12 protein-coding genes are annotated in these 14162 nt (G+C 61.6%); 6 read left to right on the forward strand and 6 right to left on the reverse strand.

The annotated features are described in order from the left end of the window. Positions 1-9 precede the first annotated feature (9 nt). The 3 genes from HNR38_RS09175 to HNR38_RS09185 all read right to left on the reverse strand — a co-directional run bounded on the left by HNR38_RS09175 (position 10) and on the right by HNR38_RS09185 (position 4283). Entirely contained in the window at positions 10-960 is a 951-nt protein-coding gene (locus HNR38_RS09175) for a DegV family protein (RefSeq protein WP_183702622.1), read from the reverse strand. Positions 961-1181: 221 nt separating this feature from the next. Then, positions 1182-2558, reverse strand: a complete 1377-nt coding sequence (locus HNR38_RS09180) for a solute carrier family 23 protein (protein WP_183702625.1) — start codon at positions 2556-2558, stop codon at positions 1182-1184. Between the two features lie 96 nt (positions 2559-2654). Next, the gene (locus HNR38_RS09185) at positions 2655-4283 is read right to left on the reverse strand and encodes an acyl-CoA synthetase (protein WP_183702628.1); all 1629 of its coding nucleotides are present in this window, start codon (positions 4281-4283) and stop codon (positions 2655-2657) included. Positions 4284-4431: 148 nt separating this feature from the next. Here HNR38_RS09185 and HNR38_RS09190 point away from each other — a divergent pair, with 148 nt between their 5' ends. Continuing rightward, entirely contained in the window at positions 4432-5922 is a 1491-nt protein-coding gene (locus HNR38_RS09190) for a sensor histidine kinase (RefSeq protein WP_183702631.1), read from the forward strand. A 3-nt stretch (positions 5923-5925) separates the two neighbouring features. Beyond that, positions 5926-6582, forward strand: coding sequence for a response regulator transcription factor (locus tag HNR38_RS09195; RefSeq protein ID WP_183702633.1), 657 nt, complete (start codon positions 5926-5928; stop codon positions 6580-6582). On the opposite strand, the gene HNR38_RS09200 is transcribed toward HNR38_RS09195, so the two are convergent. Next, a complete protein-coding gene (locus HNR38_RS09200; protein WP_183702635.1) occupies positions 6579-7991 on the reverse strand; it encodes an aminotransferase-like domain-containing protein in 1413 nt (470 codons plus the stop codon). The genes HNR38_RS09195 and HNR38_RS09200 overlap by 4 nt on opposite strands. A 203-nt stretch (positions 7992-8194) precedes the next feature. Between HNR38_RS09200 and HNR38_RS09205 the strand changes: the two genes are divergently transcribed. Genes HNR38_RS09205 through HNR38_RS09215 form a run of 3 tightly spaced genes read left to right on the forward strand, consistent with a single transcriptional unit; the run spans position 8195 to position 10529 of the window. After that, the gene (locus HNR38_RS09205; protein ID WP_183702638.1) at positions 8195-8515 is read left to right on the forward strand and encodes a hypothetical protein; all 321 of its coding nucleotides are present in this window, start codon (positions 8195-8197) and stop codon (positions 8513-8515) included. Continuing rightward, the gene (locus HNR38_RS09210) at positions 8490-9296 is read left to right on the forward strand and encodes a PhzF family phenazine biosynthesis protein (RefSeq protein WP_183702641.1); all 807 of its coding nucleotides are present in this window, start codon (positions 8490-8492) and stop codon (positions 9294-9296) included. Before HNR38_RS09205 ends, HNR38_RS09210 begins: the two co-directional genes overlap by 26 nt. Positions 9297-9338: 42 nt before the next feature. Beyond that, complete coding sequence (locus HNR38_RS09215; protein ID WP_183702644.1) at positions 9339-10529, forward strand: BaiN/RdsA family NAD(P)/FAD-dependent oxidoreductase; 1191 nt, start codon at positions 9339-9341, stop codon at positions 10527-10529. Positions 10530-10533: 4 nt separating this feature from the next. Here HNR38_RS09215 and HNR38_RS09220 read toward each other — a convergent pair whose 3' ends face one another. Further along, on the reverse strand, positions 10534-12102 hold the full coding sequence (locus HNR38_RS09220; protein ID WP_343068271.1) for a phospholipase D family protein: 1569 nt from the start codon (positions 12100-12102) through the stop codon (positions 10534-10536). Between the two features lie 103 nt (positions 12103-12205). Here HNR38_RS09220 and HNR38_RS09225 point away from each other — a divergent pair, with 103 nt between their 5' ends. Continuing rightward, entirely contained in the window at positions 12206-13486 is a 1281-nt protein-coding gene (locus HNR38_RS09225) for an MgtC/SapB family protein (RefSeq protein WP_183702647.1), read from the forward strand. Positions 13487-13501: 15 nt separating this feature from the next. Here HNR38_RS09225 and alkB read toward each other — a convergent pair whose 3' ends face one another. Beyond that, entirely contained in the window at positions 13502-14146 is a 645-nt protein-coding gene (gene alkB, locus HNR38_RS09230) for a DNA oxidative demethylase AlkB (RefSeq protein WP_183702651.1), read from the reverse strand. Between the last annotated feature and the right edge of the window lie 16 nt (positions 14147-14162).

Here is a 14162-nt window from a genome sequence, read left to right on the forward strand (position 1 = left end):
TTTTTTGTGTCATTGAAAGTCGCTGAACGCGTGCGGCTCGGCGGCAACCGCCAGGCAGATGGCCCCGGGGCCCACATAAATGGAACTGGTGATGCCCATCTGGGACAGCAGAAGCTCCACACCGTTACGCTCACAGGCATCACGCAACCGGTCCAGGCCCGGCAAGGCCTCAATCTCACTCCAGCTCATGCCGCAGGAAATACTGAGGTAAGGCGTCAGCACCCCGGCTTCGACCCGGCCAATGGCGTAATCCATGACTTTTTCCACCGCCGCATCAAAGCTGCGGGTCTTGGCAACCGCCTTGGCATTCTCTGCAGGGCCGAAAATCACCGGAATCATGTTCAGCGTCTTGCTCAGGAACGCGGCCACGGCCGATACGCTCTTGTCACCGCGGCGACGGGCCCGCTCCCGGATGTAGTGAAGGTCCCGGGGAATAACGCAGGTGTAGATCTTGTCAGTGAATGCCTCCACTTCGTGACGCAGGGCATTCTTGGACGCACCCTGATCAATCAGCCGCAGAGTGTGGGCCGCCAACAGGCCCTGGCCGGAGAAAATCTGCTTGCTGTCGATCACCCGCATGGAGAATCGCCCGCCCTTCCCGGCGGCCTTACGGGCTTCTTCAGCCTTGGCCATGATGGTATTCATGGCCTCGGCAGCGTTCTCGTAGATCAGGCTGCGGCTGCGGGTCACCGTTTCACAGATTGCCACGTCATACTCGTTGACGATCTTTTCCATGAACAGGTCATGAATCTGTTCGGCGGTATAGGCCCGGGTCTCGGCCTGTCGGCCCTTGTCCATGAAGCCGCTCTGGTAAAACTGCTCGGTCAGGGCGGGGTCATGGGTATCGGTATAGGTCTGGCCATCAACGATGGCCGTTACCGGCAACACGAACAGGTCGTGCTTTTTGGCGAACTCATGGGGAAGGTCGCAGGCGGAATCCACGATCAGACCAACTCGCATACTGAAAATCTCCGGATGCGGGGCGGCCCTCAACCGGGGCGCCCTCGTTATTGTCGTTGTTCAGACTCGGTAGTCTTACATAAACTGAAACGGGTTTCATTCTATCGGTATGGCGCGCATACCGCCAGAGAACAGCCTCAGGCAGCATCATAAAAAAGGGAGGCACGCAGCCTCCCAAGGACACACAGGGGTCGGGGCCTCCCCAAACGGAGGCCCCGGAATCAGTTTTCCCGGACCGGATCTGCGCCCGGCGCTTCCGGATCAGGAGTGAACCCGAGAATGTGGGTGCGCTCGATAAGAAAATACAGCACAGCCCCCGTCGCCAGGCCCCAGCCTGCGCCGTAGACCGCCAGCACTACACCCATGGTGCCGGCAATGCCGCGCTCGGTGTTGTTCTCCAGTTGCTCCAGCCCCACCATCAGACAGATATAGCCGGTCAGCAGCAGGGTCAGGGACAGGGCGATCGGCAATACCGGCTGGAAGAAGCTCACCAGCGGCAGCACAAACAGGGCGATAAAACCGGTAATCCAGAAGGTGCCACCACCGCTGTAGATGGAATCCATGGCATTGCGGCCATACTTGTAACGTTCGGCCATGGTGGCGGTTACCGCGGTCCAGATCGGACCGGCCAGACCCGGATAGGGTGCGAAGAAAGCATGGCCACCGTTACGGATGGCGGTGACCAGGTGCACGCGGTCCACACTGTTATCAATGTCTTCGTCCTTGCGCAGATGATCCACCCGGCTCATCAGCGACTGCCCCACCACGATGTCTCCGAACGCGATGACGTAGGCAATAACCGCAGTCGGAATGGCGTACAGGAAGATTTCCATATCCGGGAAACCGACGGTGAACGGCAGGTAGTTCCACAACTGGTCAAACGCCGGTCGGGTGATGCCCCACTCCACATCCGGGACTGCGTACTCACCGGTGGCAAAACCCACCAGAATGGCCACAACCATACCCGGCACCATGCCGTAGTTGGCGATCTTGCGGGCCAGTACGTTACGGTCCACGAAGCCCTTGAACGACATGGAGAACATCAGGTACAGGCAGACCAGCCCACCAACAATCAGGGAGATGGGCGTGTTGGCCAGACGGCCGCCGGCTTCGATTTCCCCCATCAGAGCCGCAATACCGGCCCCGATGATGATGCCGCCCTTCATGGACCGGGGAATCAGGTTCACCAGCTTGCTGCCCAGGCGGGTGACCCCGAGAATCAGGAAAATCAGGAACACCAGGAACTGAAGCGCGAACAGCGCCTGAATGGCCTCCGGCCCGGGCTCATAATCCGAAAGAAACAGCAACACAACCGGGATACCCGGGGTAATCCAGCCCGGCACCAGTGGCACGCCCAGAAGGGCTGGCAGCATGAAACCGATACCGCAGATCACGACATAGGCCAGGGCCACGTCGTAGGGCACGCCCAGGTATTTTTCCAGCAGCGGGATCATGGCGAGGCTGACGACGAACATGATCAACGCCTGCACCATCTCCGCGAATTCCCAGCGATAATGCACAAAAGGCAACCGGATCTTGAAGGGGCCGGCCGGCCAGTAAGGTTGTTCTTCTCCGTTCTTTCTGTGGAACATTTGCATAAAGGGGACCTATAGGCACACGTCTTTCAGGTGCCGCATGTTTTGTTTTTGTTCAGGAAAACGGCTGCGCCGGCCGGCGCAGCCGGGGTTGTGGGATCAGTTCATGCCTTTGGCCTGATCCCGCAGGACAAACTTCTGGATTTTGCCCGTGGAGGTTTTTGGCAGTTCAGAGAAGACCACCGTCTTGGGCACCTTGAAACGGGCCAGATGCTCGCGGCAGAAGCTGATGATGTCTTCTTCGGACACGTCATCGGCTTCCGGCTTGAGAGTCACGAACGCACAGGGTGTTTCGCCCCATTTCTCGTCCGGCCTTGCCACTACGGCTGCTTCCAGAACCGCCGGATGACGGTAGAGCGTGTCTTCCACTTCAATCGTGGAGATGTTCTCGCCACCGGAAATAATGATGTCCTTGAGACGGTCCTTGATCTCCATGTAGCCATCCTCGTGCCACACCGCGAGGTCACCGGTATGGAACCAGCCACCCCGGAAAGCGTCTTCCGTCGCCGACGGATTCTTCAGGTAGCCTTTCATCACGGTATTGCCACGCAGGAAGATCTCACCCATGGTCTTGCCGTCCCTGGGCACCGGTTTCATGGTGTTGGGGTCAGCCACCATGGTGCCGGCGAGGGTGTGGTAGCGCACCCCCTGACGCGCCTTCAGCTTGGCCCGCTCCTGCAGGGGCAGCTCATCCCACTCCGCCTTCCAGGCACAGACCGTCACCGGGCCGTAGACTTCCGTCAGGCCATAAACGTGAGTGACGCGAATGCCCATTTCCTCGATGGCTCCGATCACCTGCGCCGGGGGCGCCGCACCGGCAGTCATGGACTTCACTTCATGGTCAATGCCGGCTTTTGCCTCGGGGGAAGCGTTCAGCAGCGCGTTGAGGACAATCGGCGCGCCACACATATGCGTGACCTGGTGATCGCGGATCAATTGCAGGATTTTTTCCGGGTCCACCCGGCGCAGGCAGACATGGGTGCCCGCCATGGCCGTGATAGTCCAGGGGAAGCACCAGCCGTTACAGTGGAACATCGGCAGCGTCCACAGGTACACCGGGTGCATGTCCATGGACCACACCGCCTGGTTACCCAGAGAATTGATGTAGGCGCCGCGGTGGTGGTAGACCACGCCTTTCGGATTGCCGGTGGTACCGGAGGTATAGTTCAGGGAAATGGCGTCCCATTCGTTGGCCGGGAAGCTCCATTCAAACGCCGGATCCCCTTCCTGCAGAAAGGCTTCGTAATCCAGATCGCTGACCTGCACGCCCTCACCGTATTCCGGGTCGTCCACGTCGATCACCAGCGGCTTGTGCTCCAGGTGACGCACCGCATCATTGACCACCTGGCCAAACTCACGGTCCGCAATTACCACACTGGCTTCGCCGTGCTCCAGCATGAAGGCTATGGCCTCGGCATCCAGACGCACGTTCAGGGTGTTCAGTACCGCGCCGATCATGGGCACGCCAAAGTGGCATTCCACCATGGCCGGGATGTTCGGCAGCATAACGGCCACGGTGTCGCCCCGGCCGATACCACGGCCTTTCAGGGCTGACGCCAGGCGACGGCAGCGCTGGTAGGTCTGTGCCCAGTTATAGCGGACTTCACCGTGGATGATGGAAGGAAAATCCGGATAGACGCTGGCTGTGCGCTCGATGAAATCGATGGGCGATTGCACCGCGTAGTTGGCATCGCGCGGGTCCAGGCCCTGATCAAAGATAGACGTCATTGTTGTGCCCCTCATTAACGGGTGTTTTTGTTGTAGCTGCTTCTGGAGAATCGCTATAGTAGCCATACTCCTGTCTGGCAAGCATCGTAGAGAATGGTAAAACTACCATAAATTACACCATTGTATTATAGGGTATCCACTATATTTTATGACCAGCCCTGACGCGCCGGCCCGCACACCTCGCCTTCTCCCAGGCGACCCACAGCCAACGCTGATCGTCTCGGCAGAACTGGATGTGATTGAAACCAATGCTGCCTGTCACCGGTTGATGCAGGACCACGCTCTGGTTCATGCGGCGCAGTTGCTGCCCGTCAACACCCCGGCGCTTATCCGCTCGGCACTCGAGCAGGACCGGCCAATCAGCGACGTCGAATCGCGCCTGGCGGACACCATCCTGCTGTGGTGCTTTGTACCCGACACCCCCGCCGGTCAGGTGCTTATCCGGGGCCGGGACGCCACCGGCGACACTCGGGCCCGGGATGAGGCGATCCGCTCCAGCCGGCTCTACCGGCTGATTACCGAGAACACCACCGACCTGATCTCCCGGCATGCGCCGGACGGCCGCTTTATTGATGCCACGCCAGCGTCCTGGCGACTGCTGGGCTACTGGCCGGAAGAGCTGCGGGGCAAGCCACTGGAAGAGGTATTTGAAGGCCAGAACGTCACAACCCAGCTGGCCCTGGCCCGGGAGCGGCTGCAGGACGAAGGCTATGCCACACTGACCCTGGAAATCCGCCACCGCAATGGCAGCCGCCGCTGGTTCGAGATTTCCAGCCGTGCCATCCGCGAGACCTATACCGGCACCGTGGTGGAAGTGGTTAGCGTGTCCCGGGACATCACCGCCCGGGTGGAATCCGAAGCCCAGAACCGGCGCCTGGCCGATGAACTCGCCCACGCCGCCCGACTGGCCACCCTGGGTGAGCTGACCTCAAGCATCGCCCATGAAATGAACCAGCCGCTGGCGTCCATCGTGAACTTCGCCAGTGCCAGCCAGCGCTTTCTCCGGGAGGCCGGAGACCACCCGGACCGACTGTCGCGGGTGGACGACGGGCTGCAGAAAATCATTCATCACGCCAACCGGGCCTCCGAGGTCATACGCAGGCTGCGGGCGTTTCTGGGCAAAGGCCAGAAACGATCTGCGCCCATTGCCCTCAATACCGTGATTGATGACGTCATTCGCCTGTGTCAGTGGGAGGCCGAGAAGAACAACGTCCAGTTGAACACCGAACTGGCGCATCACCTGCCCACGCTCACGGCGGACCCGGTTCTGCTTGAACAGGTGCTGATCAACCTCATCCGAAATGCCATCGAAGCCAATGCCGAGGCCAGCCCGGACAGCCCGAACGCGCCGGCATCAGAGATTGTGATCCGCACCCACACCAGCGCCCGGGACGAAACCCTGCTCAGCGTGACAGACCAGGGGCCGGGACTGGACGATGAGGGCATCCGCCAGATGTTCCAGCCGTTCTACACCAGCAAGAGCAAAGGGCTGGGACTGGGACTGTCCATGAGCCGTTCCATCATTGAGGGATTTGGCGGTTTTCTGGATGCCTCCCGTGCCGAGACCGGAGGCCTGACCCTGACCTGCCGCTTCCCGCCCAACAACAACCGTGTCGGACAACCGACCAGCCAGGAGTAAGTTTTGCAATCCGATCAGCCCCACTCCCGCTCCAACACCGTTTATGTCGTGGACGATGACGCCGGCATGCTGGAATCCACGCAATGGCTGCTGGAATCCGTAGGCCTGCAGGTTGAAGCCTTCAGCGATGGCCGCCAGTTTCTGGAAGCGCTGAGCGATCAGCAACCCGGCTGTGTGGTACTGGATATCCGGATGCCCGGCCTGGGCGGGCTGAACGTTCAGGAAGAGCTGCAGAAACGCCAGCTGGACATGCCGATCATCTTCGTCTCCGGCCACGCCGACGTCCCGATTGTGGTCCGTGCCTTCAAGTCCGGCGCCTTCGACTTCATCGAGAAGCCCTTCAATGAGCAGCTGTTGCTGGACAGCGTCCAGCAGGCCCTGCAGGAAACCCCGGCAGAGGAAACCGGGGCTCCTGCCCCCAGCCATCCGGATGCCCGTCTGGACACCCTCACCCGGCGGGAGCGGGATGTCTTCCTGCCTCTGGCCCAGGGTTATACCAGCCGCGAAATTGCCAGCCAGCTCAATGTCAGCGTTAAAACCATCGACCTGTACCGGGCACGGGTCATGAAGCGCCTGGGCGTGCAGCGGCTGCCAGATGTCACCGGTGTGGCAATTGCTGCGGGGTTGCTGGATCCACTGTCACTCAGGGACGGGGACTAATCCGCCTGCTGCAGTTCGTGGGCAAGCGCGCCCAGCCGGATAACCGCCCGGTCGATCCGTTCGGTCCACGGGTTGCCCCCGTTCAGGCGCAGGCAGTTCTCGAACTTGCGTGTGGTTGAGAACATCAGCCCGGGCGCCACGTTGATATTTTCACTGCGGGCCCGGCGGAACAGCTCGGTGCCGGACACCCCGTCCGGCAGTTGTACCCAGAGAACAAACCCGCCCTGAGGCCGACTGACTGCCGTCCCTTTCGGGAAGGCCCGGGCCACGGCCGACCGCAGCCGGGCGGTGGCCTCCCGATAATGCTGGCGAGCGCCCCGCAGATAACGGTCATAGCCGCCCTGCTCCAGAAAATGGGCCACCGCAAGCTGCGGAATGGAGGAGGTGGCCAGATTCACGAAATACTTGTGCTGCCGGGCACTGGCCATGTGCCGGCCGGGAATCATCCAGCCCAGCCGCAATCCCGGGGAAATGGTCTTGGAAAATGAACTGCAGTAGATCACGTTGTCGGCGTGGTCGAAGGCCTTGGCGGGCCGCGGGCGTTCACCGGTGTGAAACAGATCCCCGTAGATATCATCCTCGATCAGGGGCACATCCGCCGCGGCCAGCATGGAAACCAGTTGCTGCTTGCGCAGATCCGACATCTGCGCCCCCATCGGATTGCTGTGATTGGGCACCACCACACAGGCCTTCAGCGGCCACTGCTCCAGCGCCAGTTGCAGCCCTTCCAGGCTGAGCCCCTCGGAAGGATGGGTGGGGATTTCAATCACCCGAAGGCCCACCACCTCCAGCGCCTGGAGAATCCCGGGAAATGACGGTGACTCCACCGCCACAATATCCCCGGGCTGGGTGACCGCCCGCAGTGCCAGAATGATCGCTTCCTGGGCACCGTTGGTTGCCAGCACATCGTCCGGCGCCACGGGCACCCCGAGCGTCGCCATGCGCTGGGCGATCTGGCGCCGGAATGACTCCTTGCCGGGAAAGGCATAATCCAGGGTTTCCAGACCCCGCCGGGCCGCCCACAGGGTGCTCTGCTGTATCTGTCGAAGCGGCAGGTAGTCGGCGTGTGGAATGGCGGTCGCCAGCGGCACCATGCGTTTCTGCTCATCGGCGCACAGATCCAGCGTCATCTCCCGGGCCGACACCGGTAGTGGCCGGCTGCGCTGTTCCGACATACGCGGCTCGGGCACATCGGCTGCCGGCAGGCGCACAAAGTAGCCGCTGCGCTCCCGGGCCTGCAGGAAACCCCGAGCCTCCAGGGTCTGGTGCGCCTGCAGTATCGTCGAGATACTCACACTGAACTGGCGGGCCAGTGCCCGAACACCGGGCAATCGCTCACCCTGGCGGTAGACGCCGTCCTGGATCAGTTCCTGCAGCTGATCCGCCACCTGATTGTAAAGAACCCCCATGGCCATCCCCGTCTGTCAGCAAACCTGTCAGCCATTGCACCAGAGATCGGTGTCCTGACAGCAGTACAGATGCCCCGGTTTGTAAGCATCACAGTTACCAATCCCGAACAACTGTACCGTTTCAATAAGAGATTAACTGATTCTGTTATGGCTCGCCGTGGTTTATGACAATGGATAACCACTCAGGACGAAGGAGTTTCACCATGGGTACCGCACTGACCGATCACGCCACCCGGCACGCCTGTGCCGTTGTGGCCAGCACCCGCCAGGACCTGTTCGGACTGTCAGACGACCGGCCACTGGGACCGACCGGGTTCAGCCAGGCCATCGACCAGCTGGCTGCTTTTGGCCTGGCCATTCACCAACGCGGGCCGGGACACTGGATCATTCGCAGCCAGTCACCGCTGCCCGAGATTCATTGCTACAGTGAACGCGAAATCATTCGCTTTGCCCGCCTCAAAGGCCGGCACTACGGCATGACACAACCGGAGGAACGCCATGAATACCCCGATCTACCAGGTTGATGCCTTTACCAGCCAACTGTTCGGTGGCAACCCCGCGGCCGTCATGCCGCTCGAACGTTGGCTGCCGGATGACCTGCTGCAGGCCATCGCCCGGGAAAACCAACTGGCAGAGACGGCCTTTCTGGTTCCACTTGAAAACGACGAAGACGGCGACTTCCGAATCCGCTGGTTTACCCCCACGGTCGAGGCTCCCCTGTGTGGCCATGCCACCCTGGCGTCAGCCTGGGTACTCTTCAACAAACTGGGATGGCCAGGCCAGTCTATTCGCCTGCAGTCACAAAGCGGCCCACTCGCGGTTGAACGCCTGGACGATGGCTGGCTGGAACTGGACTTCCCTAACCTGCCGGCTGCGCCCTGCCAGACACCGACACTGGTGAAGGAGGCGCTTCCCGGCGTGCCGGACCAGGCATTCTTCGTCTCCCGAGATCCTAACTATATGGTGGTTCTGGATTCCGAGAACGACGTTCGCCAGGCCGATCCGGATCTGCGCAAACTGGCGGCGCTGGGCAATCAGGGCCTGATCATCACCGCGCCCGGGAACGACTGCGACTTTGTCAGCCGTTATTTCGCCCCGGGCTCCGGTATCGATGAGGACCCGGTCACCGGCTCCATACACAGTGTCATGGTGCCCTACTGGGCCTCGATCCTCGGCAGCGATCGACTGGAAGCCCGCCAGTTGTCAGAGAGGGGTGGCGAGTTGCGTTGCGAACTGCGCGGTGACCGGGTAGCCATCGCCGGGCAGGCGGCGTTCTTCATGGAAGGTTCCGTACAACTGCCCTGACGCTGGTATACTGCCGGCTTTTGTTCAGGCAGTGGAACAGGCATGGCAGATCCGGCATCAGACTACGACGTCATCATCATCGGCGCAGGCGCGGCGGGCCTCATGTGCGCCGCCACCGCCGGCTACCGGGGCCGGCGGGTTCTGGTGCTGGACCACGCCAAGAAACCAGGCCGGAAAATCCTCATGTCCGGCGGCGGCCGGTGCAACTTCACCAACATGAACAGCACCCCCGCCAATTTCCTGTCCGACAACCCCCATTACTGCATTTCGGCCCTCAAGCGGTACACGCCCCAGGACTTTCTGGACCTGGTGGACCGTCACGGCGTGGAATACGAAGAAAAGGCACCGGGCCAGTTGTTCTGCCAGCACAGCGCCAAAGATATTCTGGATGTGCTGCTTACCGAATGCGACTGGTCAGGCGCTGAGATTCGCCTGAAGACCACCGTCACGGCCGTGGAGGAGGCCCACCCCGGCTACCGGATCACCACCAATGCCGGCCCCCTGAGATGCCAGTCCCTGGTTATCGCCACCGGCGGTCTGTCCATTCCCACCATGGGTGCCACCGGTTTCGGCTATGACATCGCCCGGCAGTTCGGGCTGCAGGTGCTGCCCACCCGGGCCGGACTGGTGCCCTTCACCCTGCCCCAGCCCCTGAAAGAGCAACTGGCGCCACTGTCCGGTGTCAGCTATCCGGTAGAGGCCCAGTGCAACGGCCAGTCCTTCCGCGAGCCCATGCTGGTCACCCACCGGGGCCTGAGCGGGCCGGCCATGCTGCAGATTTCCAGTTACTGGCACCCGGGCGATACCCTGGCCATTAACCTGCTGCCAGGCCAGAGCATTCTCAACGACCTGATGGCACTCAGGGACGAGCGGCCCCAGGCTACCGTCGCGCATTACCTGAACCAGCACCTGCCGCGCCGGTTCGCCCAGGCATTCAATGACCTGCAAGGCTGGCAGGGCCCGCTCCAGGGCTATCGCAACAGTGATATCGAGCAGGTGGCAGAGGTACTGGAAGGCTGGCGGGTCAAGCCCGGCGGCACCGAGGGCTACCGAACGGCGGAAGTCACCCTGGGCGGTGTGGATACCCGCCAGTTGTCATCCAAAACCATGGCTGTGGCAGACCGCCCGGATATCTTTTTCATCGGCGAGGTGGTGGATGTGACCGGCCATCTGGGCGGCCACAACTTCCAGTGGGCCTGGGCCTCCGGTGTGGCGGCAGGGAACGTCGCCTGAGCCCCTAGAGATACTTCTCAATCGGCAGCCAGGACAGCACCCTGGCCATGGCCCGGCGCCAGAATCCGGTTTCCGGTTCGTGGGAGCTAACCTGATCGCCACCATTCCATTTAAGGTCGCCCCCCTCATCAATGGTTACCTGCCAACTGTTTTCCGGCTTCATGGCCCGGCGCAGGTCCCGGGCAACAGCACTGGCTAACTCCGGGCTCTGTATGATCAGCACCGTTTCACCGTTCAGGTACATGGAACGCTGATTCACGTTGAAAGAGCCGACAAACAGGGTTTCTGAATCCACCACCACCGCCTTGGAATGCAGGCTGACAGCCCCGTTGCTGCAGGCTGGGGCGTTTTCCACCCAGCGCTGACAGGCCGGAGCGTCCGGGCGGAGTTCGTACAGTTCCATCCCATGCTCCAGCATTTCCCGGCGCCAGCGGACATACCCGGAATGGTTGGTGACCAGATCATTGGTGGCCAGGGAGTTGGTCAGGGCTGCCACTTTCACGTCCGGGCTGCCAATGGTGTCCAGTTTCATTAACTGGTCATCGGCCAGGATCAGGTAAGCCGATTCAATCAGAACTTCCGACTCGGCCGACTCCACAACCTCAAACAGGGCCCGAGCAGTCGCACTGACGTTATCGGCCGGCGCTTCCGGGTCTTCCGGCGGCGGATCAAACACCAGCCGGCCCGGAGCCCGGACCAGTCCAGCCAGCGACTTTTCCAGCAGGGCCCGGGCAGAGGCCCGGTCGAGTGGCGGGCTGGCCCGGAGCCCACTGGCCTGGCGATGCGCCTGCACCAGCTCGGCCCGGGCAGTTTCCGGAGTCTTCGGCTGCGGGTACAACTGCTCCAGAGGATAAGACCAGCGACTGTGCCAGTAGGCCTCAAAATTGCCAGTCATGTCGGAAACCAGAGAGCCCAGCACCAGCATGTCCCGGTCACGGAAGTTGATGGCCGGATGCTCGTCGAAATAACCATCCCCGATATTGCGCCCGCCGGTGATACCAAAAGCCCCGTCCACCACGAAAGTCTTGTTATGCATCCGGCGGTTAATGCGGTCGAATTCGGTAATGTAGGAAAGCCAGCGGCCAACGCCATCGCGGGATTTGGCCGGATTGAATATGCGCACGTTGATCCGTGGGTGGGCATCCAGAACAGAGAACAGGGATTCCTTGCCGGAGACGTTGATGTCATCCAGCAACAGGCGTACCTGCACGCCCCGGTTGGCCGCGGCCACCAGCCGGGAGGCCAGATACCGGCCGCTATGGTCGTCGTCCCAGATATAATACTGGGCGTCCAGCCGCTCATCGGCCATTTCAATCAGGGCCGCACGGGCCAGCAGCGCATCCCGCCCGGAATCGAGCATCAAAAAGCCGGGCTGGCCGCTATCAGCGCCCAACTGCTGATCACTCAGCTCAGACAGAGCCGTTGAGTCCGTGACGGGCGTCATCCGATCAGGCCCATGGTCGACCGGCGGCAGACTGGCGGAACAGCCAGCCATCAGTGGCACGAGCAGCAACCACAACAGCGGCAGCAGGGACGCTCTGGCGATACGGGTATTTTCATTTGGAGTTTTCACTCCCCTATAATGCCGGATTGTCGGGCCTGCCGCGATAGGTAGCCCCCCATGCAGTCTATCCGGCATAACCGGCCGGCCCAACCCGTATCGGAGAATACTGCCCATGGATGATGTCGCCAGCCAGTTCCTGGCCGCCAACCAGACCACCGTTAACCTGGCGGTGGCCCTGTTACTGGGGGCGATTATCGGTCTGGAGCGGGGCTGGGACGCCCGGGAGCAGAAAGCCGGCGAGCGTATTGCCGGCATCCGGACCTTCGCCCTGATCGGTCTGCTCGGCGGCGTGTCGGCGGTGCTGTCCCGGGAAATCACCGTCTGGGCGTTTCCGGTATTATTGGTGAGTGTCGGTGCCATGGGCCTGGTGGCCTACAGCGAGCGCATGGAGCACATCCGCAATTTCAGCATCACCGGCATGGTCGGCATGCTGCTCACCTTCTGCTTCGGCGCCCTTGCCGTCGCCGTGGACCCGGTCATGGCCACGGCAGCCGCGGTAGTGACCGCCATTATTCTGGACAACAAAGCCGAGATTCATGGCCTGGTCCATAAACTCCAGGCCAATGAACTGGATGCCGCCCTCAAGCTGCTGCTGATTTCCGTGGTGATGCTGCCCCTGTTGCCGAATGAGCGGATGGGGCCTGAAGGTGCACTGAACCCCCGGGAGATCTGGTGGATGGTCGTGATGATCGCCTCCATCTCTTTCGTCGGGTACTTTGCTATCCGTGTAGCCGGCGCCCGCAAGGGGATACTGTTCACCAGCCTGTTTGCGGGACTCAGCTCGTCCACCGCACTGACCCTGCATTTCGCCCGTCAGGCCCGGAACAACCCCCAGTTCAGCCCTCAGTTTGCCGCCGGCATCCTGATTGCCTGTGGCACCATGTTCCCGCGCATTCTGGTTTACTGCCTGATCATCAATGCCGACCTGCTGCCGCACCTGGTCTGGCCCGTGGTGGTCATGACGCTGCTGCTCTACGGCCCGGCCCTCTACATCTGGCAGAAGCATTCCCGGGCCTTTACCGTGAGCCAGCCCAACCTGTCCCAGAACCCGCTTGATCTGTCCTCGGCCCTGATATTCGGCGCCCTGCTGACCGCCATCCTGTTACTGGGCCAGTTTCTCAAGGGGGCGTTTGGCGATGCCGGCATCTACGCGCTGGCTGCCACCTCAGGGGTGGCCGATGTGGACGCCATTACCCTGTCACTGACCCGCATGTCGAACGACAGCCTGGCCATGGGCACTGCGGTGATTGGCATCGTTCTCGCAGCGGCGGTCAACAACCTAGTCAAGTCGGGCATGGCCTGGGGGATCGGCACCCGGCAGGCGGGTGTGATGGTGGCAGGCCCCATGGTGCTGTCACTGGCCGCCGGTCTACTGGTCGCCTGGCTACAGTAACGGCGGGGGCGAAGGCTAGCGGGCGCGACGGAAGGTCAGGTTATAACGGTAGGGGCCGGTCAAGGGGTGCTCTCCGGCTTTCAGCGTCAGCACGCCATGATAGTTAAGCCGGGATTCGCCACCCCAGACCACGACATCGCCGTGCTCCAGCAGGATCTTCCGGGGCCGCTCATTGCGTTGCCGACCGCCAAACTGGAAGTTGATGGGCAACCCCAGTGACACCGAGACAATAGGCCAGCGAAAGTCCTGTTCATCCCGGTCCTGATGCAGGCCCATTTTTGCACCGCGGGCGTAGCGGTTGATCAGGCAGGCATCCGGATCAAAACCGGGGTAACCGGCCTCGACGGCAGCGTTCTGCGCCAGTTGTCGGAATACAGCGGGCATGGGAGGCCAGGGAAAGTCCGTTTCCGGGCTGGTTCTCTGGTATCGATACCCCTGTCGGTCAGTCACCCAGCCAAACTCGCCACAGCAGGTCATGGCCACCGACATCGGATGGCCACCCGGCGTCATCCGATGAACCAGAGGAGCCTCCGCCGTCACCCGGTCAATAGCCGACAGTAGCGCCTGAGCCGGCTCCAGCGCGTGGCGACGCAGTACCACCAGACCATCCGCAATCGGTTCCAGCCATGGCGATTCGCCAGCTGTATCAAAAAGTTCCAATACCGTTCCCCCTGCT

Source organism: Marinobacter oulmenensis (assembly GCF_014201735.1).
Lineage (GTDB): Bacteria > Pseudomonadota > Gammaproteobacteria > Pseudomonadales > Oleiphilaceae > Marinobacter > Marinobacter oulmenensis.

Bases quoted from the DNA above. Each gene is read 5' to 3' on its own strand.
- HNR38_RS09205 (WP_183702638.1), top strand. From the start codon at position 8,195: ATGGGTACCGCACTGACCGATCACGCCACCCGGCACGCCTGTGCCGTT.
- HNR38_RS09200 (WP_183702635.1), bottom strand. From the start codon at position 7,991: ATGGGGGTTCTTTACAATCAGGTGGCGGATCAGCTGCAGGAACTGATC.
- HNR38_RS09175 (WP_183702622.1), bottom strand. From the start codon at position 960: ATGCGAGTTGGTCTGATCGTGGATTCCGCCTGCGACCTTCCCCATGAG.
- HNR38_RS09190 (WP_183702631.1), top strand. From the start codon at position 4,432: ATGACCAGCCCTGACGCGCCGGCCCGCACACCTCGCCTTCTCCCAGGC.
- HNR38_RS09215 (WP_183702644.1), top strand. From the start codon at position 9,339: ATGGCAGATCCGGCATCAGACTACGACGTCATCATCATCGGCGCAGGC.
- HNR38_RS09225 (WP_183702647.1), top strand. From the start codon at position 12,206: ATGGATGATGTCGCCAGCCAGTTCCTGGCCGCCAACCAGACCACCGTT.
- HNR38_RS09210 (WP_183702641.1), top strand. From the start codon at position 8,490: ATGAATACCCCGATCTACCAGGTTGATGCCTTTACCAGCCAACTGTTC.
- HNR38_RS09180 (WP_183702625.1), bottom strand. From the start codon at position 2,558: ATGCAAATGTTCCACAGAAAGAACGGAGAAGAACAACCTTACTGGCCG.
- HNR38_RS09185 (WP_183702628.1), bottom strand. From the start codon at position 4,283: ATGACGTCTATCTTTGATCAGGGCCTGGACCCGCGCGATGCCAACTAC.